Origin of the sequence: Klebsiella sp. M5al (genome assembly GCF_002090195.1) — a bacterium.
GTDB classification, from domain to species: Bacteria; Pseudomonadota; Gammaproteobacteria; order Enterobacterales; family Enterobacteriaceae; genus Klebsiella; species Klebsiella grimontii.
Genome location: NZ_CP020657.1, coordinates 1,093,775 through 1,119,902 on the forward strand (window position 1 = coordinate 1,093,775; position 26,128 = coordinate 1,119,902).

At 54.5% G+C, this 26,128-nt stretch carries 20 protein-coding genes; 18 read left to right on the plus strand and 2 right to left on the minus strand.

Annotated features, from left to right (window positions below; translation table 11 throughout):
• Positions 1-13: 13 nt before the first annotated feature.
• Together glnD and map are read right to left on the minus strand one after the other, a co-directional pair.
• On the minus strand, positions 14-2,677 hold the full coding sequence (glnD, locus tag BWI76_RS05200; protein WP_024360359.1) for a bifunctional uridylyltransferase/uridylyl-removing protein GlnD: 2,664 nt from the start codon (positions 2,675-2,677) through the stop codon (positions 14-16).
• A 131-nt stretch (positions 2,678-2,808) separates the two neighbouring features.
• Positions 2,809-3,603 carry a type I methionyl aminopeptidase gene (gene map / locus BWI76_RS05205; protein WP_004872025.1) on the minus strand — a complete coding sequence of 265 codons (795 nt, stop codon included), beginning with the start codon at positions 3,601-3,603 and terminating at the stop codon, positions 2,809-2,811.
• Between the two features lie 323 nt (positions 3,604-3,926).
• On the opposite strand from map, the gene rpsB reads away from it, so the two are divergent.
• The 18 genes from rpsB (at position 3,927) to BWI76_RS05300 (ending at position 26,083) form a co-directional block, all read left to right on the plus strand.
• Positions 3,927-4,652: a 30S ribosomal protein S2 gene (gene rpsB / locus BWI76_RS05210; RefSeq protein WP_003856207.1), complete on the plus strand. Its 726-nt coding sequence runs from the start codon at positions 3,927-3,929 to the stop codon at positions 4,650-4,652.
• 119 nt (positions 4,653-4,771) lie between these two features.
• Positions 4,772-5,623 carry a translation elongation factor Ts gene (gene tsf / locus BWI76_RS05215; RefSeq protein WP_004098746.1) on the plus strand — a complete coding sequence of 284 codons (852 nt, stop codon included), beginning with the start codon at positions 4,772-4,774 and terminating at the stop codon, positions 5,621-5,623.
• A 146-nt stretch (positions 5,624-5,769) separates the two neighbouring features.
• Entirely contained in the window at positions 5,770-6,495 is a 726-nt protein-coding gene (gene pyrH / locus BWI76_RS05220; RefSeq protein ID WP_004872019.1) for a UMP kinase, read from the plus strand.
• Between the two features lie 205 nt (positions 6,496-6,700).
• Positions 6,701-7,258 carry a ribosome recycling factor gene (gene frr / locus BWI76_RS05225; RefSeq protein WP_004098748.1) on the plus strand — a complete coding sequence of 186 codons (558 nt, stop codon included), beginning with the start codon at positions 6,701-6,703 and terminating at the stop codon, positions 7,256-7,258.
• Between the two features lie 226 nt (positions 7,259-7,484).
• Positions 7,485-8,684 carry a 1-deoxy-D-xylulose-5-phosphate reductoisomerase gene (gene ispC / locus BWI76_RS05230; RefSeq protein ID WP_004872018.1) on the plus strand — a complete coding sequence of 400 codons (1,200 nt, stop codon included), beginning with the start codon at positions 7,485-7,487 and terminating at the stop codon, positions 8,682-8,684.
• Positions 8,685-8,926: 242 nt separating this feature from the next.
• Positions 8,927-9,685, plus strand: a complete 759-nt coding sequence (gene ispU / locus BWI76_RS05240) for a (2E,6E)-farnesyl-diphosphate-specific ditrans,polycis-undecaprenyl-diphosphate synthase (protein WP_004129109.1) — start codon at positions 8,927-8,929, stop codon at positions 9,683-9,685.
• Positions 9,686-9,697: 12 nt separating this feature from the next.
• The gene (gene cdsA / locus BWI76_RS05245) at positions 9,698-10,555 is read left to right on the plus strand and encodes a phosphatidate cytidylyltransferase (protein WP_004872017.1); all 858 of its coding nucleotides are present in this window, start codon (positions 9,698-9,700) and stop codon (positions 10,553-10,555) included.
• Positions 10,556-10,566: 11 nt separating this feature from the next.
• Positions 10,567-11,919, plus strand: coding sequence for a sigma E protease regulator RseP (rseP, locus tag BWI76_RS05250; protein WP_004872016.1), 1,353 nt, complete (start codon positions 10,567-10,569; stop codon positions 11,917-11,919).
• 31 nt (positions 11,920-11,950) lie between these two features.
• Entirely contained in the window at positions 11,951-14,380 is a 2,430-nt protein-coding gene (bamA, locus tag BWI76_RS05255) for an outer membrane protein assembly factor BamA (RefSeq protein WP_004872013.1), read from the plus strand.
• Between the two features lie 130 nt (positions 14,381-14,510).
• Positions 14,511-14,996 (plus strand): molecular chaperone Skp, encoded by a 486-nt coding sequence (skp, locus tag BWI76_RS05260; protein ID WP_004098757.1) that lies wholly within the window; start codon positions 14,511-14,513, stop codon positions 14,994-14,996.
• Positions 14,997-14,999: 3 nt separating this feature from the next.
• Positions 15,000-16,025, plus strand: coding sequence for a UDP-3-O-(3-hydroxymyristoyl)glucosamine N-acyltransferase (gene lpxD / locus BWI76_RS05265; protein WP_004872009.1), 1,026 nt, complete (start codon positions 15,000-15,002; stop codon positions 16,023-16,025).
• 102 nt (positions 16,026-16,127) lie between these two features.
• Complete coding sequence (gene fabZ, locus BWI76_RS05270; protein ID WP_004098761.1) at positions 16,128-16,583, plus strand: 3-hydroxyacyl-ACP dehydratase FabZ; 456 nt, start codon at positions 16,128-16,130, stop codon at positions 16,581-16,583.
• Positions 16,584-16,586: 3 nt separating this feature from the next.
• On the plus strand, positions 16,587-17,375 hold the full coding sequence (gene lpxA / locus BWI76_RS05275) for an acyl-ACP--UDP-N-acetylglucosamine O-acyltransferase (protein ID WP_004137991.1): 789 nt from the start codon (positions 16,587-16,589) through the stop codon (positions 17,373-17,375).
• Entirely contained in the window at positions 17,375-18,523 is a 1,149-nt protein-coding gene (gene lpxB, locus BWI76_RS05280) for a lipid-A-disaccharide synthase (protein ID WP_004137990.1), read from the plus strand. Before lpxA ends, lpxB begins: the two co-directional genes overlap by 1 nt.
• On the plus strand, positions 18,520-19,116 hold the full coding sequence (gene rnhB / locus BWI76_RS05285; RefSeq protein WP_004137987.1) for a ribonuclease HII: 597 nt from the start codon (positions 18,520-18,522) through the stop codon (positions 19,114-19,116). Before lpxB ends, rnhB begins: the two co-directional genes overlap by 4 nt.
• Before the next feature lie 38 nt (positions 19,117-19,154).
• Positions 19,155-22,637: a DNA polymerase III subunit alpha gene (dnaE, locus tag BWI76_RS05290; RefSeq protein ID WP_004137985.1), complete on the plus strand. Its 3,483-nt coding sequence runs from the start codon at positions 19,155-19,157 to the stop codon at positions 22,635-22,637.
• Between the two features lie 12 nt (positions 22,638-22,649).
• Positions 22,650-23,609 (plus strand): acetyl-CoA carboxylase carboxyl transferase subunit alpha, encoded by a 960-nt coding sequence (gene accA, locus BWI76_RS05295; RefSeq protein WP_004137983.1) that lies wholly within the window; start codon positions 22,650-22,652, stop codon positions 23,607-23,609.
• A 335-nt stretch (positions 23,610-23,944) separates the two neighbouring features.
• A complete protein-coding gene (locus BWI76_RS05300; RefSeq protein WP_004137982.1) occupies positions 23,945-26,083 on the plus strand; it encodes a lysine decarboxylase LdcC in 2,139 nt (712 codons plus the stop codon).
• Positions 26,084-26,128 lie beyond the last annotated feature (45 nt).

Sequence of the window (26,128 nt, forward strand, 5' to 3'; positions counted from 1 at the left end):
TAAAAAAAATACGTTACCCTTTATCGTTTGGATTGAGGGCCTCTGTCAACCGTTGTTGCACTTCTTGCTGTAGCTCATTATTAAGGGCGCGCCGGTCTGCGGTGGCGATTATAAATAAATCTTCTACTCGCTCACCAATTGTCGTAATTCGCGCCCCGTGGAGCGAAATGCCGAGGTCGGCAAACACCTGGCCGACGCGCGCTAACAGACCCGGCTGATCGAGAGCAATCAGCTCAAGAAAGGATTTCCGGTCGGTATGCGTCGGCAGGAAATTCACCTCCGTCGGCACGGAAAAATGCCTCAGCTTCGCCGCCTGACGACGGGGCGCCGGTGGCTGCCAGCTGCGCTGGCTGAGGGTCTGTTCCAGGCCCACGCGGATCATCTCGTGCCTGTCGGCGGAAAGCGGGCTGCCGTCCGGCTCAAGAACGATAAAGGTATCCATCGCCATGCCGTCGCGGGTGGTGAAGATCTGCGCATCGTGAACGCTAAGATTGCGGCGATCCAGCTCGCCGCAAACGGCGGCAAAGAGGTAAGGGCGGTCCGGACTCCAGATAAAAATCTCGGTGCCGCCGCGCGTGGCGTGGGAACTGAGCAGGATCATCGGCTTGCTGAGATCGTGCTTCAGTAGATTGCGCGCATGCCAGGCGAGCTGGTTTGGCGTATGGCGCACAAAGTAGTTGGCGCGGCAGCGGTTCCAGATTTGGTGCAGCGCCTGTTCATTGATATTTTCCATCCGCAGCAGCGCCAGCGCCTGTAGCTGATGGTGACGCACCCGCTCGCGCATATCCGGCGTGTTTTGCATCCCCCGGCGCAGCTGTTTTTCGGTGGCGAAATAGAGCTCGCGCAGCAGGCTCTGCTTCCAGCTGTTCCACAGGTTTTCGTTGGTGGCACAGATATCGGCGACGGTCAGACAGACCAGATAGTGCAGACGATTTTCCGTTTGCACCTCTTCGGCGAACTGCTTGATCACTTCCGGATCCTGAATATCGCGACGCTGGGCGGTAACCGACATCAGCAAATGATGGCGCACCAGCCAGGCGACCAGTTGGGTTTCGCGCGAGTTAAGGCCGTGAAGCTCGGCGAATTTCAGTACGTCCTGCGCGCCGAGAATCGAATGGTCGCCGCCGCGCCCTTTGGCGATATCGTGAAAGAGGGCGGCGATAAGGATCAGCTCCGGATGCGTCAGGCGCGGCCACAGTTCCACGCACAGCGGATGGCGGCTACGGGTCTCTTCTTTGGCGAAGCTCTCAAGCTTCAGCAGCACGCGGATGGTGTGTTCATCAACGGTATAGGCGTGAAACAGATCGAACTGCATCTGGCCGACAATATGCGACCATTGCGGCATATAGGCCCACAGCACGCTATGGCGGTGCATCGGCAGCAGCCCGCGGCTTACCGCGCCCTGATGGCGCAGCATACTGAGGAACAGGGTCCGCGCTTCCGGAATGTAGCAAAGCGGCTGCGTCAGATGACGGCGGGCGTGGCGCAGATGGCGAAGCGTGGTGGAGTAAATGCCGGTGATGCTGCTGTTGCGCACCATCGTATAGAACATGCGCAGAATGGCCTGCGGTTCACGGATAAACAGCGTGTCATCGCGCAGATCGATAAGCGTGCCGCGCAGTTGAAAATCATCATCAATCGGTCGCGGCTTCTCATCCTCGGTGAGCGCGAGAATCGCTTCTTCGAACAGCTGGATCAGCATTTGGTTCAGCTCGCTCACCCGACGGGTGACGCGGAAGAAATCCTTCATCATATGCTCAATCGGCTGGTTGCTTTCGCCTTCATAGCGCAGACGGCGGGCGACGCTGAACTGCCTGTCGAACAGCAGGCGATTATCGTAGCGGTTGAGCTCAAGATGTAGCGCAAAGCGAATGCGCCAGAGCTGATGCAGGCATTCGTTAAGCTCGTTGCGTTCGGCTTCGGTCAGAAAGCCGAAGCCGACCATTTCATCAAGCGAGGTGGCGCCGAAATGGCGGCGCGCGATCCACTGTAGGGTGTGGATATCGCGCAGGCCGCCCGGGCTGCTTTTCACGTCCGGCTCCAGGTTGTAGCTGGTCCCGTGATAGCGCTGATGGCGTACATTCTGCTCTTCAACTTTTGCCGCAAAGAACTTTTCCGATGGCCAGAAGCCGTCGCTGAATATGTGCTTTTGTAGTTCAAGGAACAGCGCGACGTCGCCAATAAGCAGACGCGATTCAATCAGATTGGTGGCGACGCTGAGGTCCGACAGCCCCTCCAGCAGGCACTCTTCGAGGGTGCGCACGCTGTGGCCGACTTCCAGTTTAATATCCCACAGCAGCGTCAGCAGCTCGCCGACCTTTTGCGCCTGCTCATCGGGGAGCTTTTTGCGGCTCAATATCAGCAGATCGATATCAGAAAGCGGGTGCAGTTCGCCGCGGCCGTAACCGCCGACGGCGACCAGCGCGATGTCGTTAATGGAACCGAAACCGTACTCGACCCACAGCCGCTGGAGCAGCTGATCGATAAATTCGGTACGTGCTTCAATCAATCTTTCCGCGGCAATACCGCTATCAAAAGCCTCGCCCAGCCAGCGCTGAAAAGCGTCGATAAGCGCCTTAATCGTCGCGCAATTGAAATCACTTTTTGGCCACTCGCCCGGATTTTCTGGCTGAGCGGACAGGTCAGGGGGGACAGTATTAGATAAAGAGTTGCTCATTGCGCCACCATAAGAAAAAACTATCGCCCATAAAAAATCGCCGGGAGCGATTTTTAACGTCGCCTGCGGCGGCCCAAGGGGGGACGGGCAGGACGCCCGTCATAAAAAAGCCGGCTGGCGCCGGCTTTTCATCATTCGTTGTGCGAGATTATCGCCGGGATGGTGTCATCCTTGCGTAACGTCAGTATTTCGCAGCCGTTATCTGTCACCACAATAGTATGCTCATACTGCGCAGACAAGCTCCGGTCTTTGGTTTTTACCGTCCAGCCGTCTTTCATGCTGCGGATCTCTTTTTTACCCGCGTTGACCATGGGCTCAATGGTAAAGGTCATGCCGGGTTTGAGCACCACGTTGGTTTCCGGAGAGTCGTAATGCAGCACCTGCGGTTCTTCATGGAAACCGCGGCCGATACCGTGGCCGCAGTACTCGCGCACGACGGAGAAACCTTCGGCTTCGACGTATTTTTGAATAGCCGCGCCGATAGCGCGCAGATTAATCCCCGGTTTGACCATTTTGAGGGCCAGATAGAGGCTTTCCTGGGTGATGCGGCACAGGCGCTCGCCGAGAATGGTCGGTTTACCGACGATAAACATCTTCGAGGTATCGCCGTGGAAATCATCTTTAATGACGGTGACGTCAATGTTGACGATATCGCCATCTTTCAGCAATTTGCCGTCGTCCGGGATCCCGTGGCACACCACTTCATTAATAGAGATGCAGACCGATTTTGGAAAACCGTGGTAGCCCAGGCAGGCGGAAACGGCTTTTTGTTCATTAACGATATAATCGTTGCAGATACGGTCCAGTTCGCCGGTGCTGACGCCCGGTTTTACGTAGGGTTCGATCATTTCCAGCACTTCAGCGGCCAAGCGGCCGGCAACGCGCATTTTTTCGATGTCTTCAGATGTCTTGATAGAAATAGCCATGGATTGTGTCCAGCAGTGTCGATTTTTTCGACAATAATAGATTATGTCTGAACAATGTTAACAGTCCGGGCGTCCTGCTGCCAAATTGAGAATCATTAACAGCACGCGACGTCAACAACAGTTGGTTTCCGCTCCTGTTTTGTGGTATAAAGCGCGCCGGACTTCTGTTCCATTCTCAGATACACAAGATGGACTGAAGCGACAAATCTCACTTTGTGTAACAACACACACGTATCGGCACATATTCCGGGGTGCCCTTTGGGGTCGGTAATATGGGATACGTGGAGGCATAACCCCAACTTTTATCTATAGAGGTTTTAAACATGGCAACTGTTTCCATGCGCGACATGCTCAAGGCTGGTGTTCACTTTGGTCACCAGACCCGTTACTGGAACCCGAAAATGAAGCCTTTCATCTTCGGCGCGCGTAACAAAGTTCACATCATCAACCTTGAGAAAACTGTACCGATGTTCAACGAAGCTCTGGCTGAACTGAACAAGATCTCTTCTCGTAAAGGCAAAATCCTTTTCGTTGGTACTAAGCGCGCTGCAAGCGAAGCGGTAAAAGACGCTGCTAACAGCTGCGACCAGTTCTTCGTGAACCATCGCTGGCTGGGCGGTATGCTGACTAACTGGAAAACCGTTCGTCAGTCTATCAAACGTCTGAAAGACCTGGAAACTCAGTCCCAGGACGGTACTTTCGACAAGCTGACCAAGAAAGAAGCGCTGATGCGCACTCGTGAGCTGGACAAGCTGGAAAACAGCCTGGGCGGTATCAAAGACATGGGCGGCCTGCCGGACGCGCTGTTCGTTATCGACGCTGACCACGAGCACATCGCAATCAAAGAAGCAAACAACCTGGGTATTCCGGTATTTGCTATCGTTGATACTAACTCCGATCCGGACGGCGTTGACTTCGTTATCCCGGGTAACGACGACGCAATCCGTGCAGTTAGCCTGTACCTGAGCGCTGTTGCTGCTACCGTTCGTGAAGGCCGTTCTCAGGATCTGGCTTCTCAGGCGGAAGAAAGCTTCGTAGAAGCTGAATAATAAGGCATACCCTTATTTAGTACCGTGTATAAATAGGGGCCTCTTAGCGGCCCCTTTTTCACTTTCAAATCTGTCTGGTTCCTGGAACCGGGCAGATCACATCTCCCGAGGAATAAAGAATGGCTGAAATTACCGCATCCCTGGTAAAAGAGCTGCGCGAGCGTACTGGCGCAGGCATGATGGATTGCAAAAAAGCGCTGACTGAAGCGAACGGCGACATCGAGCTGGCAATCGAAAACATGCGTAAATCCGGTGCTATTAAAGCAGCGAAAAAAGCAGGCAACGTTGCTGCTGACGGCGTGATCATTACTAAAATCGATGGCACCTACGGCATCATTCTGGAAGTTAACTGCCAGACTGACTTCGTTGCTAAAGATGGTGGTTTCCAGGCATTTGCTAACAAAGTTCTGGACGCCGCTGTTGCTGGCAAAATCACTGACGTTGAAGTTCTGAAAGCACAGTTCGAAGAAGAACGCGTTGCGCTGGTTGCTAAAATCGGTGAGAACATCAACATCCGTCGCGTTTCTTCTCTGGAAGGCGAAGTTCTGGGTTCTTACCAGCACGGCGCGCGTATCGGCGTTCTGGTTGCGGCTAAAGGCGCGAGCGAAGAGCTGGTTAAACAGCTGGCTATGCACATCGCTGCAAGCAAGCCTGAATTCGTTAAGCCGGAAGACGTTTCCGCTGAAGTGGTAGAAAAAGAGTACCAGGTTCAGCTGGATATCGCCATGCAGTCTGGCAAGCCGAAAGAAATCGCAGAGAAAATGGTTGAAGGCCGCATGAAGAAATTCACCGGCGAAGTTTCTCTGACCGGTCAGCCGTTCGTTATGGACCCGAGCAAATCTGTTGCTCAGCTGCTGAAAGAGCACAACGCTGACGTGACTGGCTTCATCCGCTTTGAAGTGGGCGAAGGCATTGAGAAAGTTGAGACTGACTTTGCAGCAGAAGTTGCTGCGATGTCCAAGCAGTCTTAATTTTCAAAAGGAGCCGCCTGAGGGCGGCTTCTTTTTGCGCCTAATGTGTAAATTCAGCCAACCGCTATAGTGGGTACGCTGAAAAGCGACGTACAATGTCGCCAGAATTAACTCATCTCATTCGTTGACAGTCTCAGGAAAGAAACATGGCTACCAATGCAAAACCCGTCTACAAACGTATTCTGCTTAAGTTAAGTGGCGAAGCTCTGCAAGGTTCAGAAGGCTTCGGTATTGATGCGAGCATACTTGACCGCATGGCTCAGGAAATCAAAGAACTGGTTGAGCTGGGTATTCAGGTTGGCGTAGTGATTGGTGGCGGTAACCTGTTCCGTGGAGCTGGTCTGGCGAAAGCGGGTATGAACCGCGTTGTGGGCGACCACATGGGCATGCTGGCAACGGTCATGAACGGCCTTGCAATGCGTGATTCTCTCCATCGCGCCTATGTGAACGCCCGCCTGATGTCAGCGATTCCGCTGAATGGCGTGTGCGATAACTATAGCTGGGCGGAAGCTATCAGCCTGCTGCGTAACAACCGCGTGGTCATTCTTTCCGCGGGTACCGGTAACCCATTCTTTACTACCGATTCTGCTGCCTGCCTGCGCGGTATTGAAATTGAAGCCGACGTAGTACTGAAAGCAACCAAAGTTGACGGTGTATTTACCGCCGACCCGGCCAAAGATCCTTCCGCGACCATGTACGATCAGCTGACCTACACCGAAGTGCTGGATAAAGAGCTGAAAGTGATGGATCTTGCGGCCTTTACCCTGGCGCGTGACCACAAACTGCCGATTCGCGTATTCAATATGAATAAGCCTGGCGCGCTGCGTCGCGTGGTGATGGGTGAAAAAGAAGGCACATTAATTACTGAGTAATTCCCGTCGGCGTCAAATACGGGTAATATTCGGCCTTACTTTTACGGGTTTATGACCCGATGGTTTTCAACATGCTCTGTGGACGGAATGCTGCGGCTGACCCGCAGCCTGAAAGACGTTGAGCATAAACATGACTATACTTAGCTCACTTTTGCAGTGGGCGACCGTCTGGTCTGTCTGAGACAAGTTTTCAAGGATTCGTAACGTGATTAGCGATATCAGAAAAGATGCTGAAGTACGCATGGACAAATGCGTCGAAGCGTTCAAAACCCAAATCAGCAAAATACGCACGGGTCGTGCTTCTCCCAGCCTGCTGGATGGCATTATCGTGGAATACTACGGCACGCCGACCCCGCTGCGTCAGCTGGCTAGCGTAACGGTAGAAGACTCCCGCACTCTGAAGATCAACGTCTTCGATCGCTCCATGAGCCCGGCCGTTGAAAAAGCGATTATGGCTTCCGACCTCGGTCTGAACCCAAGCTCTGCGGGTAGCGATATCCGCGTTCCGCTGCCGCCGCTGACCGAAGAACGTCGTAAAGATCTGACCAAAATCGTGCGTGGCGAAGCTGAACAAGCGCGCGTTGCCGTACGTAACGTTCGTCGCGATGCCAACGATAAAGTCAAGGCGCTTCTGAAAGAGAAAGAGATCAGCGAAGATGACGATCGCCGCTCTCAGGAAGATGTGCAGAAAATGACTGACGCTGCTATCAAGAAAGTTGATGCGGCGCTGGCGGATAAAGAAGCGGAACTGATGCAGTTCTGATTCTCTGCCGACACGCAGGTCTGAGCATTGCCCTGCGTAAAATCTGAAACGCCGTACAGGAGACCGTACGCTCAATTTTCGGGATTGCGTTTAGACGACTGGCCTTGTAGCCTTTGGCGCCAAGTCAAAGGCTCGGCGCCTCCGCTCTATTATCCGATAATTGATGCATAAGGGTTTGCTGGCGGCGTTTTGCTTTTTATCCTGTCTTCATTTTTCTGGACGCCTCATGAAGCAATTAACCATTCTTGGTTCGACCGGTTCTATCGGCTGCAGCACGCTGGATGTGGTGCGCCATAATCCTGATAGCTTTTCTATCACCGCGCTGGTCGCCGGGAAAAATGTCGACCGTATGGTTGAACAATGCCTGGAATTCTCCCCTCGTTACGCGGTAATGGACGATGCGCACAGCGCGGAGCTGCTGCGGGCAAAACTGCGCGAGCAGGGTAGCCGTACGGAAGTCATGAGCGGCCAGCAGGCGGCGGCTGAGGTGGCGGCGCTGGACGAGGTTGAGCAGGTGATGGCGGCGATTGTCGGCGCAGCGGGCCTGGTGCCGACACTTGCAGCCATCCGCGCGGGTAAAACGGTACTGTTGGCGAACAAAGAGTCGCTGGTGACCTGCGGTCGTCTGTTTATGGAGGCCGTGCAGCAGTACGGCGCACGATTGTTACCGGTTGATAGCGAGCATAATGCGATTTTTCAGAGTATGCCGGAACCAATTCAACATAATCTCGGATACGCTGATTTAACCCAGAACGGCGTGGCGTCGATTCTGCTCACCGGCTCCGGCGGTCCTTTCCGGGAAACGGCGATTTCTGAACTGGCGGCGATGACGCCCGATCGGGCATGTAAGCATCCAAACTGGTCGATGGGGCGCAAAATATCTGTCGATTCGGCCACCATGATGAATAAGGGGCTGGAGTATATCGAAGCCCGGTGGCTGTTTAACGCCTCTGCGGAGCAAATGGAAGTTCTGATCCATCCGCAATCGGTGATTCATTCGATGGTGCGCTATCAGGACGGCAGCGTCCTCGCCCAGCTTGGCGAGCCGGATATGCGTACGCCGATTGCCCACACGATGGGCTGGCCAAAACGCCTTAATTCTGGGGTGAAACCGCTGGATTTCTGTCAATTGAGTCACCTGAGCTTCTCGGCGCCGGATTATGGGCGCTATCCCTGCCTGAAGCTGGCCATGGAGGCTTTTGATGTCGGTCAGGCGGCGACCACGACGCTGAACGCGGCGAATGAAGTGTCGGTCGCGGCGTTTTTGAACGGTGATATTCGCTTTACCGATATTGCGGCGATAAACCAGTCGGTGCTGGATCTGCAGGCGCTAAATGAGCCGCAAAGTATTGATGAAGTACTGGCTATTGATGCGATGGCCCGGGTAAGCGCAGGTCAGCTCCTGGCCGCGCGGCGCAAATTCTGATACTCGTTGTGATATTTGTGGGCGCTGTGCTTCAGTGATATAGTCTGCGCCATCCGATCGTTGCATTTTGTTGTGAAAGATTACGGTGGCCGTGGCAAGACACGGCTTTTTTGCGTAAAGCTTTTGGTTGTTCTCTGCGATTGGCCGTAGCTCCGGTACCGGATAAAAATGCGTATCCAGCGCTGACCGGTGGCCCGTGTTTAGTAGCTTAGCTAATCCTTATTATGGACTTAAAACGCGTTATGTTGTCTGCTAATCAAACTGTCAGCGAAATGTTGCCTGCGCATGGGTGCCGTCATGTGGCCATTATTATGGATGGCAACGGGCGTTGGGCAAAACGGCAAGGAAAGATCCGCGCCTTTGGCCATAAAGCCGGCGCAAAATCTGTTCGTCGCGCCGTTTCTTTCGCGGCGAATAATGGTATTGAAGCGTTGACGTTATACGCGTTCAGCAGTGAAAACTGGAATCGCCCGGCGCAGGAAGTCAGTGCGCTGATGGAGCTATTTGTCTGGGCGCTGGATAGCGAAGTGAAAAGTCTGCACAGGCATAATGTGCGCCTGCGTATCATTGGCGAGACCACGCGCTTCAACGCGCGTCTCCAGGAACGTATTCGCAAAGCCGAGGCGCTGACGGAGAACAACACCGGTTTGACCCTGAATATTGCTGCGAACTATGGCGGCCGCTGGGATATCGTTCAGGGCGTACGTCATCTGGCCAAACAGGTACAAGACGGGTTGCTTCAGCCCGAGCAAATCACAGAAGAGATGCTGAGCCAGCAGGTCTGTATGCATGAACTGGCTCCCGTAGATTTAGTTATTAGGACCGGGGGAGAGCATCGCATTAGTAATTTTTTGATTTGGCAAATTGCCTATGCCGAACTTTACTTTACGGATGTTCTTTGGCCCGATTTCGCTGAACAGGACTTTGAAGGTGCACTCCATGCCTTTGTTAATCGAGAGCGTCGCTTCGGCGGCACTGAACCGGGCGGCAACAATGCCTGATGGGGGTCACTTTTGCTGAAGTATCGCCTGATTTCTGCTTTCGTCTTAATTCCCGTGGTGATAGCGGCGCTTTTTTTGCTGCCGCCCGCGGGTTTTGCCATCGTTACGCTAGTCGTCTGCATGCTTGCCGCGTGGGAGTGGGGGCAATTTAGCGGCTTCACTTCAACGACGCAGAGAGTCTGGCTGTCAGTGCTTTGCGGTCTGCTGCTGGCGCTGATGCTATTCCTGATGCCGGAATATCATTATGACGTTCATCAACCGCTGGTTGAGGGGGCGCTATGGGCATCATTTGGCTGGTGGGTCGTCGCGCTGCTTCTGGTGCTGACCTATCCCGCTTCAGCGGCCTTCTGGCGCCATTCAAAAACGCTACGTCTGATTTTTGGCGTCCTGACCATCGTGCCGTTTTTTTGGGGCATGTTGGCGCTTCGGGCCTGGCATTACGCCGATGACCATTACAGCGGCGCGCTGTGGTTGCTGTACGTGATGATTCTGGTCTGGGGCGCGGATTCTGGCGCTTATATGTTCGGTAAAATGTTCGGTAAGCATAAGCTGGCGCCGAAGGTTTCTCCGGGCAAAACCTGGCAGGGTTTTTTCGGCGGTCTGTTAACGGCAGCGGTTATCTCCTGGGCGTACGGCTGGTGGGCTCATCTGGATGTGACGCCGATGGTGCTGCTGGTATGTTCCATTGTCGCGGCCCTGGCCTCGGTACTTGGCGACCTGACCGAGAGCATGTTTAAACGCGAAGCTGGCATTAAAGATAGCGGAAATCTGATCCCCGGACACGGCGGTATTCTCGATCGTATCGATAGCCTGACCGCTGCGGTGCCCGTGTTTGCTTGCCTACTCTTGTTGGTTTTCAGGACGATTTGACGGAAGGTTTTATGCTGAGCGTTCTCTGGAATTTGGCTGCTTTTATTATTGCCCTGGGCGTGCTGATTACCGTCCATGAATTTGGCCATTTCTGGGTTGCTCGCCGCTGTGGTATCCGCGTTGAGCGTTTCTCTATCGGCTTTGGTAAAGCGCTTTGGCGCCGTTTTGATAAGCAGGGAACGGAGTTTATTATCGCCCTTATTCCGTTGGGCGGTTACGTCAAAATGCTCGACGAACGCGTTGAGCCCGTGGCGCCAGAGATGCGTCACGCCGCATTTAACAACAAAACTGTTGGTCAGCGCGCCGCCGTTATCGCCGCAGGGCCCATCGCGAACTTCCTTTTTGCCATTTTTGCCTACTGGCTGGTCTTTATTATCGGCGTCCCGGGCATTCGTCCGGTCGTTGGCGACATAACGCCCAACTCGATCGCCGCGCAAGCACAAATTGCAAAAGGAACGGAACTTAAAGCGATAGATGGCATCGAAACGCCTGATTGGGATGCAGTACGGATGGCGCTGGTGGCGAAGATAGGCGATCGGCAAACAATAGTTACCGTCGCCCCTTTCGGGACCAATCAACGCCAGGATAAAATCCTCGATCTGCAGCACTGGGCGTTCGAGCCGGATAAACAAGATCCGGTTGCCTCATTGGGCATTCAACCCCGCAGCGCGCAGATTGATACCGTCCTGGCTGAAGTACAATCTGGCTCGGCGGCGCAGAAGGCGGGTTTGCAAGCGGGCGACAGGATCGTTAAAGTCGATGGTCAACCGTTAACGCAGTGGATGACGTTTGTTAATCTGGTGCGTGATAATCCAGGTAGGGCATTAGTTCTGGACATCGAGCGGCAGGGGAGTCCCTTGTCGGTGACCTTGACGCCGGACACGAAGTCTACCAAAGGCAAAGCTGAGGGGTTTGCAGGGGTCGTACCTAAGGTCATCCCGCTGCCTGATGAATATAAGACAGTGCGTCAGTACGGGCCGTTTGCCGCCATCGCTCAAGCCACGGATAAAACCTGGCAGCTGATGTCGTTAACGGTCAGGATGCTGGGCAAATTGATAACCGGTGATGTCAAACTGAACAACCTCAGCGGGCCGATTTCTATCGCCCAGGGGGCTGGGATGTCAGCGGAATTTGGGCTGATTTATTATCTGATGTTTCTTGCGCTGATCAGCGTGAACCTTGGAATAATCAACCTGTTCCCGCTTCCCGTTCTTGACGGGGGACATCTGCTGTTTTTGGCGATTGAAAAGCTGAAAGGCGGACCGGTATCCGAGCGAGTTCAAGACTTTAGTTATCGCATTGGCTCAATATTGCTGGTGCTGTTAATGGGGCTTGCACTTTTCAATGATTTCTCTCGGTTGTAAGAGAGTTTGTTAGGAAGAACGCATAATAACGATGGCGATGAAAAAGTTGCTCATAGCGTCGCTGCTGTTTAGCAGCGCAACCGTATACGGTGCTGACGGGTTCGTGGTGAAGGACATTCATTTCGAAGGCCTTCAGCGTGTCGCTGTTGGTGCGGCCCTCCTCAGTATGCCAGTGCGTCCTGGCGATACCGTAACCGATGATGATATCAGTAACACCATCCGTGCTCTGTTTGCCACCGGCAACTTTGAGGACGTTCGCGTCCTGCGCGATGGTGATACCCTGCTGGTGCAGGTGAAAGAGCGTCCAACGATTGCCAGCATCACTTTCTCCGGTAACAAGTCGGTGAAAGATGACATGCTCAAGCAAAACCTTGAGGCATCCGGCGTACGCGTAGGGGAATCCCTCGATCGCACCACGCTTGCTGATATCGAAAAGGGGCTGGAGGATTTCTACTACAGCGTCGGTAAGTACAGCGCCAGCGTTAAAGCTGTCGTGACGCCGCTGCCGCGTAACCGTGTCGACCTGAAGCTGGTCTTCCAGGAAGGCGTCTCGGCGAAAATCCAGCAGATCAATATCGTCGGCAACCATGCATTCAGCACCGATGAACTGATTTCGACCTTCCAGCTGCGCGATGAAGTGCCGTGGTGGAACGTGGTTGGCGATCGTAAGTATCAGAAACAGAAGCTTGCAGGGGACCTTGAAACGCTGCGCAGCTACTATCTGGATCGCGGCTATGCTCGTTTCAACATTGACTCCACGCAGGTGAGCCTGACGCCGGACAAGAAAGGCATCTACATCACCATCAACATTACCGAAGGCGATCAGTACAAGCTTTCCGGTGTGCAGGTGACGGGTGACCTGGCGGGGCATTCGGCAGAAATCGAAGCGCTGACCAAAGTTGAGCCGGGCGAGCTGTATAACGGCACCAAAGTGACCAAAATGGAGAATGACATTAAGAAACTCCTCGGTCGCTACGGCTATGCCTATCCGCGCGTTCAGTCCCAGCCGGAAATCAGCGATACCGATAAGACCGTGAAGCTGCACGTTAACGTCGATGCGGGCAATCGTTACTACGTGCGTAAAATTCGCTTCGAAGGCAACGATACCTCGAAAGATGCCGTTCTGCGTCGCGAAATGCGTCAGATGGAAGGCGCCTGGCTGGGTAGCGACCTGGTCGATCAGGGTAAAGATCGTCTGAACCGTTTAGGCTACTTTGAGACGGTTGATACCGATACGCAGCGCGTGCCGGGCAGCCCGGATCAGGTTGACGTGGTCTACAAGGTTAAAGAACGTAACACCGGTAGCTTTAACTTCGGCGTCGGTTACGGTACGGAAAGCGGCGTCAGCTTCCAGGCCGGCGTTCAGCAGGATAACTGGCTCGGTACCGGCTATTCCGTTGGGATTAACGGCACCAAAAACGACTATCAGACCTATACTGAACTGTCGGTGACGAACCCGTACTTTACCGTGGATGGCGTTAGCCTCGGCGGTCGTGTGTTCTATAACGACTTCGACGCTAACGATGCGGACCTGTCTGACTATACCAACAAAAGCTATGGTACAGACATTACGCTGGGCTTCCCGGTCAACGAATACAATACGTTGCGCGCGGGTCTGGGCTATGTGCATAACAAGCTGTCCAATATGCAGCCTCAGGTATCCATGTGGCGTTATCTGAATTCGATGGGCCAGTACCCGGACAACACGAACGACAGAAACTCGTTCAGCGCTGACGACTTCACCTTCAACTACGGCTGGACGTACAACAAGCTCGACCGCGGCTTCTTCCCGACGGAAGGTTCACGCGTCAACCTGAATGGTAAAGTGACGATCCCGGGATCGGATAACGAATACTATAAAGCGACGCTGGATACCGCGACCTATGTACCGATCGATGACGATCATAAATGGGTCATGTTGGGTCGTACCCGCTTTGGTTATGGCGATGGCCTGGGCGGTAAAGAGATGCCGTTCTATGAGAACTTCTACGCCGGCGGCTCAAGCACCGTGCGTGGCTTCCAGTCCAATACTATCGGTCCGAAAGCGGTTTACTTCCCGGCCAGCAGCCGTCATGACGACGACGACAGCTACGATAACGAATGTAAGAGCAGCGCATCTGCGCCGTGTAAGTCTGATGATGCGGTGGGCGGTAACGCCATGGCGGTTGCCAGCCTTGAGCTGATCACCCCAACGCCGTTTATTAGCGATAAATATGCGAACTCGGTACGTACTTCCTTCTTCTGGGATATGGGTACCGTGTGGGATACTCACTGGGATTCAGCCGCATATGGCGGTTACCCGGACTACAGCGATCCAAGCAATATCCGTATGTCTGCGGGTATCGCAGTACAGTGGATGTCGCCGTTAGGGCCGTTAGTATTCTCCTACGCTCAGCCGTTTAAAAAGTACGATGGAGACAAAGCCGAACAGTTCCAGTTTAACATCGGTAAAACCTGGTAATGGTGTTGGCTACAATGGAATGTAAGTGCAGTTGCAGTATAGCGCTGACTATTGGCGATAACTGAGGTTATCGCCTGGCCACGCAAATAACGGTACCCCTGGGTACTCATGGGATGGTAAGGAGTTAATTGTGAAAAAGTGGTTATTAGCTGCAGGTCTGGGTTTAGCAATGGTTACTTCCGCTCAGGCGGCAGATAAAATTGCAATGGTTAACATGAACAGCCTGTTCCAACAGGTTGCCCAGAAAACAGGCGTTTCTAACACGCTGGAAAACGAGTTTAAAGGCCGCGCGAGCGAGCTGCAGCGTATGGAAGGCGACCTGCAGTCTAAAATGCAGCGTCTGCAGTCCATGAAAGCGGGCTCTGACCGTACCAAACTGGAAAAAGACGTTATGGCTCAGCGCCAGACTTTCTCCCAGAAAGCGCAGTCTTTCGAACAGGATCGCGCACGTCGTTCTAACGAAGAGCGCGGCAAGCTGGTGACTCGTATTCAGAGCGCCGTGCAGAGCGTGGCTAAAGATCAGAGCATCGATCTGGTTGTTGACTCTAATGCCGTCGCATACAACAGCAGCGATGTAAAAGACATCACCGCTGATGTGCTGAAACAGGTTAAATAAGTAATGCCTTCAATTCGACTGGCTGATTTAGCCCAGCAGTTGGATGCAGAATTACACGGTGATGGCGATATCGTCATCACCGGCGTTGCGTCCATGCAGTCCGCACAGGCGGGCGATATTACCTTCATGGTAAATCCTAAGTACCGTGAACACCTGGCCGTTTGCCAGGCATCTGCCGTTGTGATGACGCAGGATGATTTGCCTTTTGCTCATAGCGCCGCGCTGGTAGTGCGTAATCCCTACCTGACCTACGCGCGCATGGCCCAAATTCTTGATACCACGCCGCAGCCGGCCCAGGATATCGCGCCCAGCGCGGTCATCGATGCCACGGCTAAGCTGGGTAATCACGTCGCCATTGGCCCGAATGCCGTTATCGAATCCGGCGCGATCCTCGGTGATAACGTGGTTATCGGCGCCGGTTGCTTCGTTGGGAAAAATACGAAAATAGGTGCTGGCTCGCGTTTATGGGCCAACGTCACCGTTTACCACAACATTGAGATCGGCGAGAATTGCCTGATCCAGTCCAGCACGGTGATTGGCGCGGATGGCTTCGGCTATGCGAACGATCGCGGCAACTGGGTGAAGATCCCGCAGCTGGGTCGCGTGATCATCGGCGATCGCGTGGAGATTGGCGCTTGTACGACCATTGACCGCGGTGCGCTGGACGACACCGTCATCGGAAATGGCGTCATTATTGATAACCAGTGTCAAATCGCGCACAACGTAGTGATTGGCGACAACACTGCGGTTGCTGGCGGCGTCATCATGGCGGGCAGCCTGAAAATTGGCCGCTACTGCATGATTGGCGGAGCCAGCGTGATCAACGGTCACATGGAAATCTGCGATAAAGTCACCGTCACGGGGATGGGGATGGTTATGCGTCCTATCACCGAGCCAGGGGTTTACTCTTCAGGTATCCCGCTGCAGCCGAATAAGGTCTGGCGTAAGACCGCTGCGCTGGTACTGAATATTGATGATATGAGCAAGCGACTCAAAGCCATTGAGCGCAAGGTTAATCAGCAAGATTAGTGCTTCATCCAGCCACATTAAATTTTCGGCCTGTTGCATTCATGAGATTGCCGCAGGCCGTGTTATTATTGCCTTTTAGGATATTTAGACAGGAAGAGTATTTTGACTACTGACACTCATACTCTGCACATTGAAGAGATTCTGGAACTTCTGCCTCACCGTTACCCGTTCCTGCTGGTCGATCGCGTGCTGGATTTTGAAGAAGGTCGTTTTCTACGCGCAGTTAAAAATGTTTCTGTAAATGAGCCGTTTTTCCAGGGACACTTCCCTGGTAAGCCGATTTTACCGGGCGTACTGATTCTCGAAGCCATGGCCCAGGCCACCGGTATTCTGGCATTCAAAAGCGTTGGAAAACTGGAACCGGGCGAGCTGTATTATTTTGCCGGGATTGACGAAGCGCGTTTCAAACGTCCGGTCGTGCCAGGCGACCAGATGATTATGGAAGTCACTTTTGAGAAAACCCGCCGCGGCCTGACTCGTTTCAAGGGCGTTGCGACGGTTGACGGAAAAGTGGTTTGCGAAGCAACGATGATGTGTGCCCGTAGCCGGGAGGCCTGATACGTGATTGATAAAACCGCCTTTATTCATCCTTCCGCCATTGTAGAAGATGGCGCCGTTATTGGCGCTAACGTCCACATTGGCCCGTTTTGTATTGTTGGCGCTAACGTCGAAATCGGCGAAGGTACCGTACTGAAGTCTCACGTTGTCATTAACGGGCATACCAAAATTGGCCGCGATAACGAGATCTATCAGTTTGCTTCCATCGGTGAAGTTAACCAGGATCTGAAATATGCTGGCGAACCGACCCGTGTGGAAATTGGCGATCGCAACCGCATCCGCGAAAGCGTCACCATTCATCGTGGCACAGTACAGGGCGGTGGATTAACGAAGGTGGGCAGCGATAACCTGCTGATGATCAACGCCCACGTGGCGCACGATTGTACGCTGGGCGACCGCTGTATTCTGGCGAATAACGCGACCCTTGCGGGCCATGTTTCGCTGGATGATTTTGTTATCATCGGCGGCATGACCGCCGTGCACCAGTTCTGCATTATTGGCGCGCACGTAATGGTTGGCGGCTGCTCAGGCGTAGCGCAGGACGTTCCGCCGTTCGTGATTGCTCAGGGCAACCACGCGACGCCGTTTGGCGTCAACATCGAAGGGCTGAAACGCCGCGGCTTCAGCCGTGAGGCGATCACAGCGATTCGTAACGCGTACAAGCTGCTGTACCGCAGCGGTAAAACGCTGGACGAAGCGAAAGCTGAGATCGCCGAGCTGGCGGCGCAGTACCCTGAAGTGCAGACATTTACCGACTTTTTTGCCCGCTCCACGCGCGGCCTGATTCGTTAATGGCTGAATCGCGTCCCCTGACGATTGCCCTGGTCGCCGGAGAAACCTCCGGCGATATTCTTGGCGCCGGTCTTATCCGCGCGCTCAAAGCCCGCATCCCTGATGCCCGCTTTGTCGGCGTTGCCGGGCCGTTGATGCAGGCGGAAGGCTGCGAGGCCTGGTATGAGATGGAAGAGCTGGCGGTGATGGGCATTGTGGAAGTGCTTGGTCGCCTGCGTCGGCTGCTGCATATTCGCGCCGATCTCACCCGTCGATTGACCGAGCTCAAGCCGGACGTGTTCGTCGGCATTGATGCGCCTGACTTCAATATTACCCTCGAAGGTAATCTGAAGAAGCAGGGCATCAAAACTATTCATTACGTTAGCCCGTCGGTATGGGCATGGCGGCAAAAACGCGTTTTCAAAATTGGCAGATCCACCGATCTGGTACTGGCATTCCTGCCTTTCGAAAAAGCGTTTTATGACAAATTTAACGTTCCCTGCCGGTTTATCGGCCACACGATGGCGGATGCGATGCCGCTGGATCCGGACAAAGGCGCGGCGCGCGACCGTCTGGGAATCGATCGTAACGTGCACTGCCTGGCGCTACTGCCGGGAAGCCGCGGGGCGGAAGTTGAGATGCTCAGCGCCGATTTCCTGAAAACGGCGCAGATCCTGCGAGAGTATTACCCCGATCTGGAAGTGGTGGTCCCACTGGTCAACGCGAAGCGGCGGGAACAGTTCGAGCGTATCAAAGCGGAAACGGCGCCGGATCTTGCCGTACATCTACTGGATGGCCGGGCCCGCGATGCGATGATCGCCAGCGATGCCGCGCTGCTGGCTTCCGGAACGGCTGCGCTGGAATGTATGCTGGCTAAGTGTCCGATGGTCGTTGGCTATCGGATGAAGCCGTTTACCTTCTGGCTGGCGAAACGGCTGGTTAAAACCGACTATGTATCGCTGCCGAATTTACTGGCCGGGCGTGAACTGGTTAAAGAACTGCTGCAGGATGAATGTCGGCCGCAGGCGCTGGCCGAGGCGCTGAAGCCGCTGCTGGCCGACGGTAAAACCAGCCACGATATGCATGAAACCTTTCGCGCGCTGCATCAGCAGATCCGCTGCAACGCTGATGAGCAGGCGGCGGATGCAGTACTGGAGTTAGCAAAATGATGGAGTTCGTTTATCCGCATACCCATCTGGTTGCGGGAGTCGATGAAGTCGGGCGCGGTCCGCTGGTTGGCGCGGTGGTGACTGCCGCGGTTATTCTCGATCCGGCAAAGCCGATTTTGGGCCTTGCCGACTCGAAAAAGCTCAGCGAAAAGCGGCGCCTTGCGCTATTCGACGAGATCAAAGAAAAAGCGCTGTGCTGGAGCCTCGGTCGCGCGGAGCCGCATGAAATCGATGAGCTGAATATTCTACATGCGACCATGCTGGCCATGCAGCGCGCCGTTGCGGGCTTGGGCATTTCCCCTGAGTTTGTTCTTATTGATGGTAACCGCTGTCCGCCGCTGCCTGTACCTTCACTGGCGGTCGTTAAAGGCGACAGCCGAGTGGCGGAAATCAGCGCCGCGTCTATTCTGGCTAAAGTGACGCGAGATGCTGAAATGGCCGTGCTGGACCGGGAATTCCCGCAGTACGGCTTTGCGCAACATAAAGGTTATCCCACCGCTTTTCATCTGCAAAAGCTGCTGGAACATGGCGTAATCGAGCAATACCGGCGCAGCTTTGGCCCGGTGAAGCGCGCGCTGGGCCTGGCGTCCTGAACCGACACGCAAGCAATTAAGTAACGCGGAATCTGAAGATGGCTGAACCACGTTTCGTACACCTGCGGGTGCACAGCGACTATTCCATGATCGATGGTCTGGCGAAAACCGGACCGTTGGTAAAAAAGGCGGCCGCGCTCGGCATGCCTGCGCTGGCGATCACCGATTTTACCAACCTTTGCGGACTGGTGAAGTTCTACGGAGCGGGACACGGCGCCGGAATTAAACCCATCGTAGGGGCCGATTTCCACGTCCAGAGCGATCTGCTTGGCGATGAACTGAGCCAGTTGACGGTACTGGCCGCTAACAACGCTGGCTATCAGAATCTGACGCTGCTGATCTCCAAAGCTTATCAGCGCGGCTACGGCGCGGCGGGCCCGATTATCGATCGCGACTGGCTGATCGAATTAAAAGAAGGGCTGATTTTGCTCTCCGGCGGGCGTATGGGCGACGTGGGTCGTAGCCTGCTGCGCGGCAACATGGCGCTGGTGGATCAGTGCGTTGATTTTTATGAACAACATTTCCCTGACTGCTATTTTCTTGAGCTGATTCGCACCGGCCGTCAGGATGAAGAGCCCTATCTGCATGCGGCGGTGGGGCTGGCGGAAACCCGGGGCTTACCGGTGGTGGCGACCAACGATGTTCGCTTCCTTGAGCCGGGTGACTTCGACGCCCATGAAATCCGCGTGGCTATCCATGACGGTTTTACCCTCGACGATCCTAAGCGCCCGCGCAACTACTCGCCGCAGCAGTATATGCGCAGCGAAGAGGAAATGTGCGAGCTCTTTTCCGATATTCCCGAAGCGCTGCAAAACACCGTGGAGATCGCCAAACGCTGTAACGTGACCGTGCGCCTTGGTGAGTACTTCCTGCCGCAGTTCCCGACCGGGGATATGACCACCGAAGATTATCTGGTCAAGAAATCCAAAGAGGGTCTGGAAGAGCGCCTGGAATTCCTGTTCCCCGATCCGGATGAGCGGACGAAACGCCGCCCTGAATATGATGAACGCCTGGACATTGAGCTGCAGGTAATTAACCAGATGGGGTTCCCTGGCTACTTCCTGATCGTTATGGAATTTATCCAGTGGTCGAAGGATAACGGCGTGCCGGTAGGGCCGGGACGTGGCTCCGGCGCCGGATCGCTGGTCGCCTATGCGCTGAAAATTACCGACCTCGATCCGCTGGAGTTCGACCTGCTGTTCGAACGTTTCCTTAACCCGGAACGTGTCTCCATGCCCGACTTCGACGTTGACTTCTGTATGGAGAAGCGTGACCAGGTGATTGAACACGTCGCGGACATGTACGGTCGCGATGCGGTATCGCAGATTATTACCTTCGGTACCATGGCGGCGAAAGCGGTTATCCGCGACGTTGGCCGTGTGCTGGGCCATCCGTACGGCTTTGTGGACCGCATTTCCAAGCTGGTGCCGCCTGACCCGGGTATGACGCTGGCGAAAGCGTTTGAAGCCGAGCCGCAGCTGCCGGAAATTTATGAGGCGGACGAAGAGGTTAAAGCGCTGATCGACATGGCGCGTAAGCTCGAAGGGGTCACCCGTAACGCCGGTAAACATGCGGGTGGGGTGGTGATCGCGCCAACTAAAATTACCGATTTTGCTCCGCTTTACTGCGATGAAGCGGGCCAGCATCCGGTTACCCAGTTTGATAAAAACGACGTTGAATATGCCGGGCTGGTGAAGTTCGACTTCCTCGGCCTGCGTACGCTCACCATCATTAACTGGGCGCTGGAGATGATCAACGCCCGCCGCGAGAAGAACGGCGAGGGGCCGCTGGATATCGCCGCGATCCCGCTCGACGATAAAAAAAGCTTCGATATGCTGCAGCGTTCGGAAACCACCGCCGTTTTCCAGCTTGAATCGCGCGGTATGAAGGATCTGATCAAGCGTCTGCAGCCCGACTGCTTCGAAGATATGATCGCGCTGGTGGCCCTGTTCCGTCCGGGGCCGCTGCAGTCGGGGATGGTGGATAACTTTATCGACCGTAAGCACGGTCGCGAAGAGATATCGTATCCGGACGTGCAGTGGCAGCACGAATGCCTGAAACCGGTACTGGAGCCAACTTATGGCATCATCCTGTACCAGGAACAGGTCATGCAGATTGCCCAGGAGCTTTCCGGCTATACCCTCGGCGGCGCGGATATGCTGCGTCGTGCGATGGGTAAGAAAAAGCCGGAGGAGATGGCTAAGCAGCGCGGCACCTTTGAAGAAGGGGCGAGGAAGCGCGGTGTAGACGGTGAGCTGGCGATCAAAATCTTTGACCTGGTGGAGAAATTCGCCGGTTATGGCTTTAACAAATCGCACTCCGCCGCTTATGCTTTAGTGTCCTATCAGACGCTGTGGCTAAAGGCGCACTATCCGGCCGAATTTATGGCAGCGGTGATGACCGCGGATATGGATAACACCGAGAAAGTCGTCGGTCTGGTGGATGAGTGCTGGCGGATGGGGCTGAAAATCCTGCCGCCGGATATTAACTCCGGCCTGTATCATTTCCACGTTAACGACGATGGCGAAATCGTTTATGGTATCGGCGCGATCAAAGGCGTCGGCGAAGGCCCGATAGAAGCGATCATTGAAGCCCGTAATCAGGGCGGCTATTTCCGCGAACTGTTTGATCTCTGCGCGCGAACGGATATTAAAAAGCTCAACCGCCGGGTGCTGGAAAAACTGATTATGTCCGGGGCGTTCGACCGCCTCGGGCCACATCGCGCGGCGTTAATGAATTCACTGGGCGATGCGCTGAAGGCCGCCGATCAGCACGCCAAAGCCGAAGCCATCGGCCAGGCGGATATGTTCGGCGTGCTGGCGGAAGAGCCGGAGCAAATCGAGCAGTCCTACGCCAACTGTCAACCGTGGCCGGAACAGGTGGTGCTGGATGGCGAAAGGGAGACCCTGGGGCTGTATCTGACCGGGCACCCGATTAACCAGTATTTGAAAGAGATCGAGCGCTACGTTGGCGGCGTACGACTCAAAGACATGCATCCGACCGATCGTGGTAAAGTGACCACGGCGGCCGGGCTCGTTATTGCCGCGCGGGTCATGGTCACCAAGCGCGGCAATCGTATCGGCATCTGTACGCTGGATGACCGTTCCGGGCGTCTGGAGGTGATGTTGTTCACCGACGCCCTGGATAAATACCAGCAATTGCTGGAAAAAGACCGCATACTTATCGTCAGCGGACAGGTCAGCTTTGATGACTTCAGCGGGGGGCTTAAAATGACCGCCCGTGAAGTCATGGACATTGACGAAGCCCGGGAAAAATATGCTCGCGGGCTTGCTATCTCGCTGACGGACAGGCAAATTGATGACCAGCTTTTAAACCGACTCCGTCAGTCTCTGGAACCCCACCGTTCGGGAACTATTCCAGTACACCTCTATTATCAGAGGGCGGATGCACGCGCGCGGTTGCGTTTTGGCGCAACATGGCGCGTCTCTCCGAGCGATCGTTTACTTAACGATCTGCGTGGCCTGATCGGCTCGGAGCAGGTGGAACTGGAGTTTGACTAATACAGGAATACTATGAGTCTGAATTTCCTTGATTTTGAACAGCCGATTGCAGAGCTGGAAGCGAAAATCGATTCTCTGACAGCGGTAAGCCGCCAGGATGAGAAACTGGATATTAACATCGATGAAGAAGTGCATCGCCTGCGTGAAAAAAGCGTAGAGCTGACGCGCAAGATCTTCGCCGATCTTGGTGCATGGCAGGTTGCGCAACTGGCTCGCCATCCACGTCGCCCATACACCCTGGATTATGTCCGCCTGGCTTTCGACGAATTCGACGAACTGGCCGGTGACCGCGCCTATGCTGACGATAAAGCTATCGTTGGCGGCATTGCGCGTCTGGACGGGCGTCCGGTGATGATTATCGGCCACCAGAAAGGGCGCGAAACCAAAGAGAAAATTCGCCGCAACTTCGGTATGCCGGCGCCGGAAGGCTATCGTAAGGCGCTGCGCCTGATGGAGATGGCCGAGCGCTTTAAAATGCCGATCATCACCTTCATCGACACCCCTGGCGCTTATCCTGGCGTTGGCGCGGAAGAGCGCGGCCAGTCTGAAGCGATTGCGCGCAACCTGCGTGAAATGTCGCGCCTGAGCGTACCGGTTATCTGCACCGTTATCGGTGAAGGCGGCTCCGGCGGCGCGCTGGCAATCGGCGTGGGCGATAAAGTGAATATGCTGCAGTACAGCACCTATTCCGTTATCTCCCCGGAAGGCTGTGCGTCCATTCTGTGGAAAAGCGCCGATAAAGCGCCGCTGGCCGCCGAAGCGATGGGTATTGTTGCCCCGCGCCTGAAAGAGCTGAAGCTGATTGACTCCATCATTCCTGAGCCGCTGGGCGGCGCGCATCGTAATCCGGAAGTGATGGCAGCCTCTCTGAAAGCGCAGCTGCTGGCCGATCTGGCTGATCTCGACGTTCTGAGTGAGGAAGAGCTGCTGAACCGACGCTATCAGCGTTTGATGAGCTACGGCTACGCCTGATTATCGATCTCATTTTTTATCTCTAAGGGCCGGATTTTCCGGCCCTTTTTTTATGTATTGTTGACTGAGATGAGAGGGACAAGAGCTAATGTGATTAGCGGATGATGCCGGTCTCCCCTGAAACTGCAGCAACGGCCAGGTATTGCGACCCGGCAGGCATTTAACAAGGATAAATATGCATAGCATAAAACTGTCATGTTAAGCGCCGTGTCCGAGGGGATCACGTTAAGCCTGGGGCGATGCCTGGAAAGCGCGGTAATAGAGATAAATCCGCCAGTGCTTAGCGCTGGCGGGGTGCTATTATGCTTTCCTTAGGTAAATTCCAGGAGGAAAGCGTGAATATCATTGCGATCATGGGTCCCCACGGCGTCTATTATAAAGACGAACCGATCAAAGAACTGGAAGCCGCCCTGCAACGGCAAGGCTTCCAGACCATCTGGCCGCAAAATAGCGCCGATCTTTTGCAATTTATCGAGCATAATCCGCGGATCTGTGGGGTTATTTTCGACTGGGATGAATACAGCGTTGACCTGTGCAGCGATATTAATCGCTTAAATGAATACCTGCCGCTCTACGCATTTATCAACGCCCATTCGACGATGGACGTCAGCAGTCAGGACCTGCGCATGACGCTATGGTTCTTTGAATACGCGCTGGGGCTGGCGGAAGAGATCGCTACCCGCATCGGTCAATACACCCGCGAATACCTCGACAACATTACCCCGCCGTTTACCAAAGCCTTGTTCAACTATGTGCAGGAAGGAAAATATACCTTCTGTACCCCCGGGCATATGGGCGGCTCGGCTTACCAAAAAAGCCCGGTAGGCTGTCTGTTTTACGATTTCTTTGGCGGGAATACCTTAAAGGCCGACGTCTCCATATCCGTGACGGAACTGGGGTCGCTGCTCGATCATAGTGGCCCGCACCTGGAAGCTGAAGAGTATATTGCCCGAGCCTTCGGCGCCGAACAGAGCTATATGGTGACCAACGGGACCTCGACGTCGAATAAAATTGTCGGGATGTATTCCGCCCCGGCGGGCAGCACCCTGCTTATCGATCGCAACTGCCATAAATCGTTGGCTCATTTACTGATGATGAGCGATGTGGTGCCGCTGTGGCTCAAACCGACGCGCAATGCGCTGGGGATCCTTGGCGGCATACCTAAGCGCGAATTTACCCGCGATAGTATTCAGCAAAAGGTGAATACGACAGGCGGCGCCGGGTGGCCCGTGCATGCGGTGATCACCAACTCCACCTATGACGGGCTGCTGTATAACACCACCTGGATCAAAGAGACCCTCGACGTACCGTCAATCCACTTTGATTCCGCCTGGGTGCCCTACACCCATTTTCATCCGATCTATCAGGGCAAAAGCGGGATGAGCGGCGATCGCATTCCGGGGAAAGTGATCTTTGAAACGCAGTCGACGCATAAAATGCTGGCCGCGCTATCGCAGGCTTCGCTGATTCATATTAAAGGCAGCTACGATGAAGACACCTTCAATGAAGCCTTTATGATGCATACCTCGACTTCTCCGAGCTACCCGATCGTTGCCTCCATTGAAACGGCTGCCGCGATGCTGCGCGGCAATTCCGGTAGGCGGCTGATTCAGCGTTCGATTGAACGGGCGCTGGATTTTCGGAAAGAAGTGCAGCGGTTACGCGAAGAGTCTGACGGCTGGTTCTTTGATATCTGGCAGCCGGAAGAGGTAGGGGAAGCACAGTGCTGGCCGGTGTCCCCCGGTGAACAATGGCATGGCTTTCAGGATGCCGATGACGACCATATGTTCCTCGATCCGGTGAAAGTAACCATTCTGACGCCCGGTATGGACGAACAGGGCAACATGGATAGCGAAGGCATTCCGGCCGCGCTGGTGGCGAAGTTTCTGGATGAGCGCGGCGTGGTGGTTGAGAAAACCGGGCCCTACAATCTGCTGTTCCTTTTCAGTATCGGCATTGATAAAACCCGAGCGATGGGGCTGCTGCGCGGGTTAACCGAATTCAAACGCTCTTACGATCTCAATTTACGGGTGAAAAACATGCTGCCGGATCTGTACGCTGAAGATCCTGATTTTTACCGCAACATGCGCATTCAGGATCTGGCGCAGGGTATCCATCGCCTGATTCGCCAGCACCAGCTCTCGCAGCTGATGCTGAGCGCCTTTGACGTTCTGCCGGAGATGAAAATGACGCCGCATCAGGCCTGGCAGCGGCAGATTAAAGGCGAAGTGGAAACCATCGAACTGGAGAATCTGGTCGGGCGTATTTCAGCGAATATGATCTTACCGTATCCGCCGGGCGTGCCGCTGCTGATGCCCGGTGAGATGATCGTCGAGGAGAGCCGGGCGGTGCTCAATTTTCTATTAATGTTGTGCTCCATCGGCCGCCACTATCCAGGCTTCGAAACCGATATCCACGGCGCGAAACGCGATGAAGATGGCGTGTACTGGGTTCGAGTCTTAAAAAATGACTAAGCGCTTGCGCAATAACGAACTGAACGAGTAACGTTGTTGGCTTCA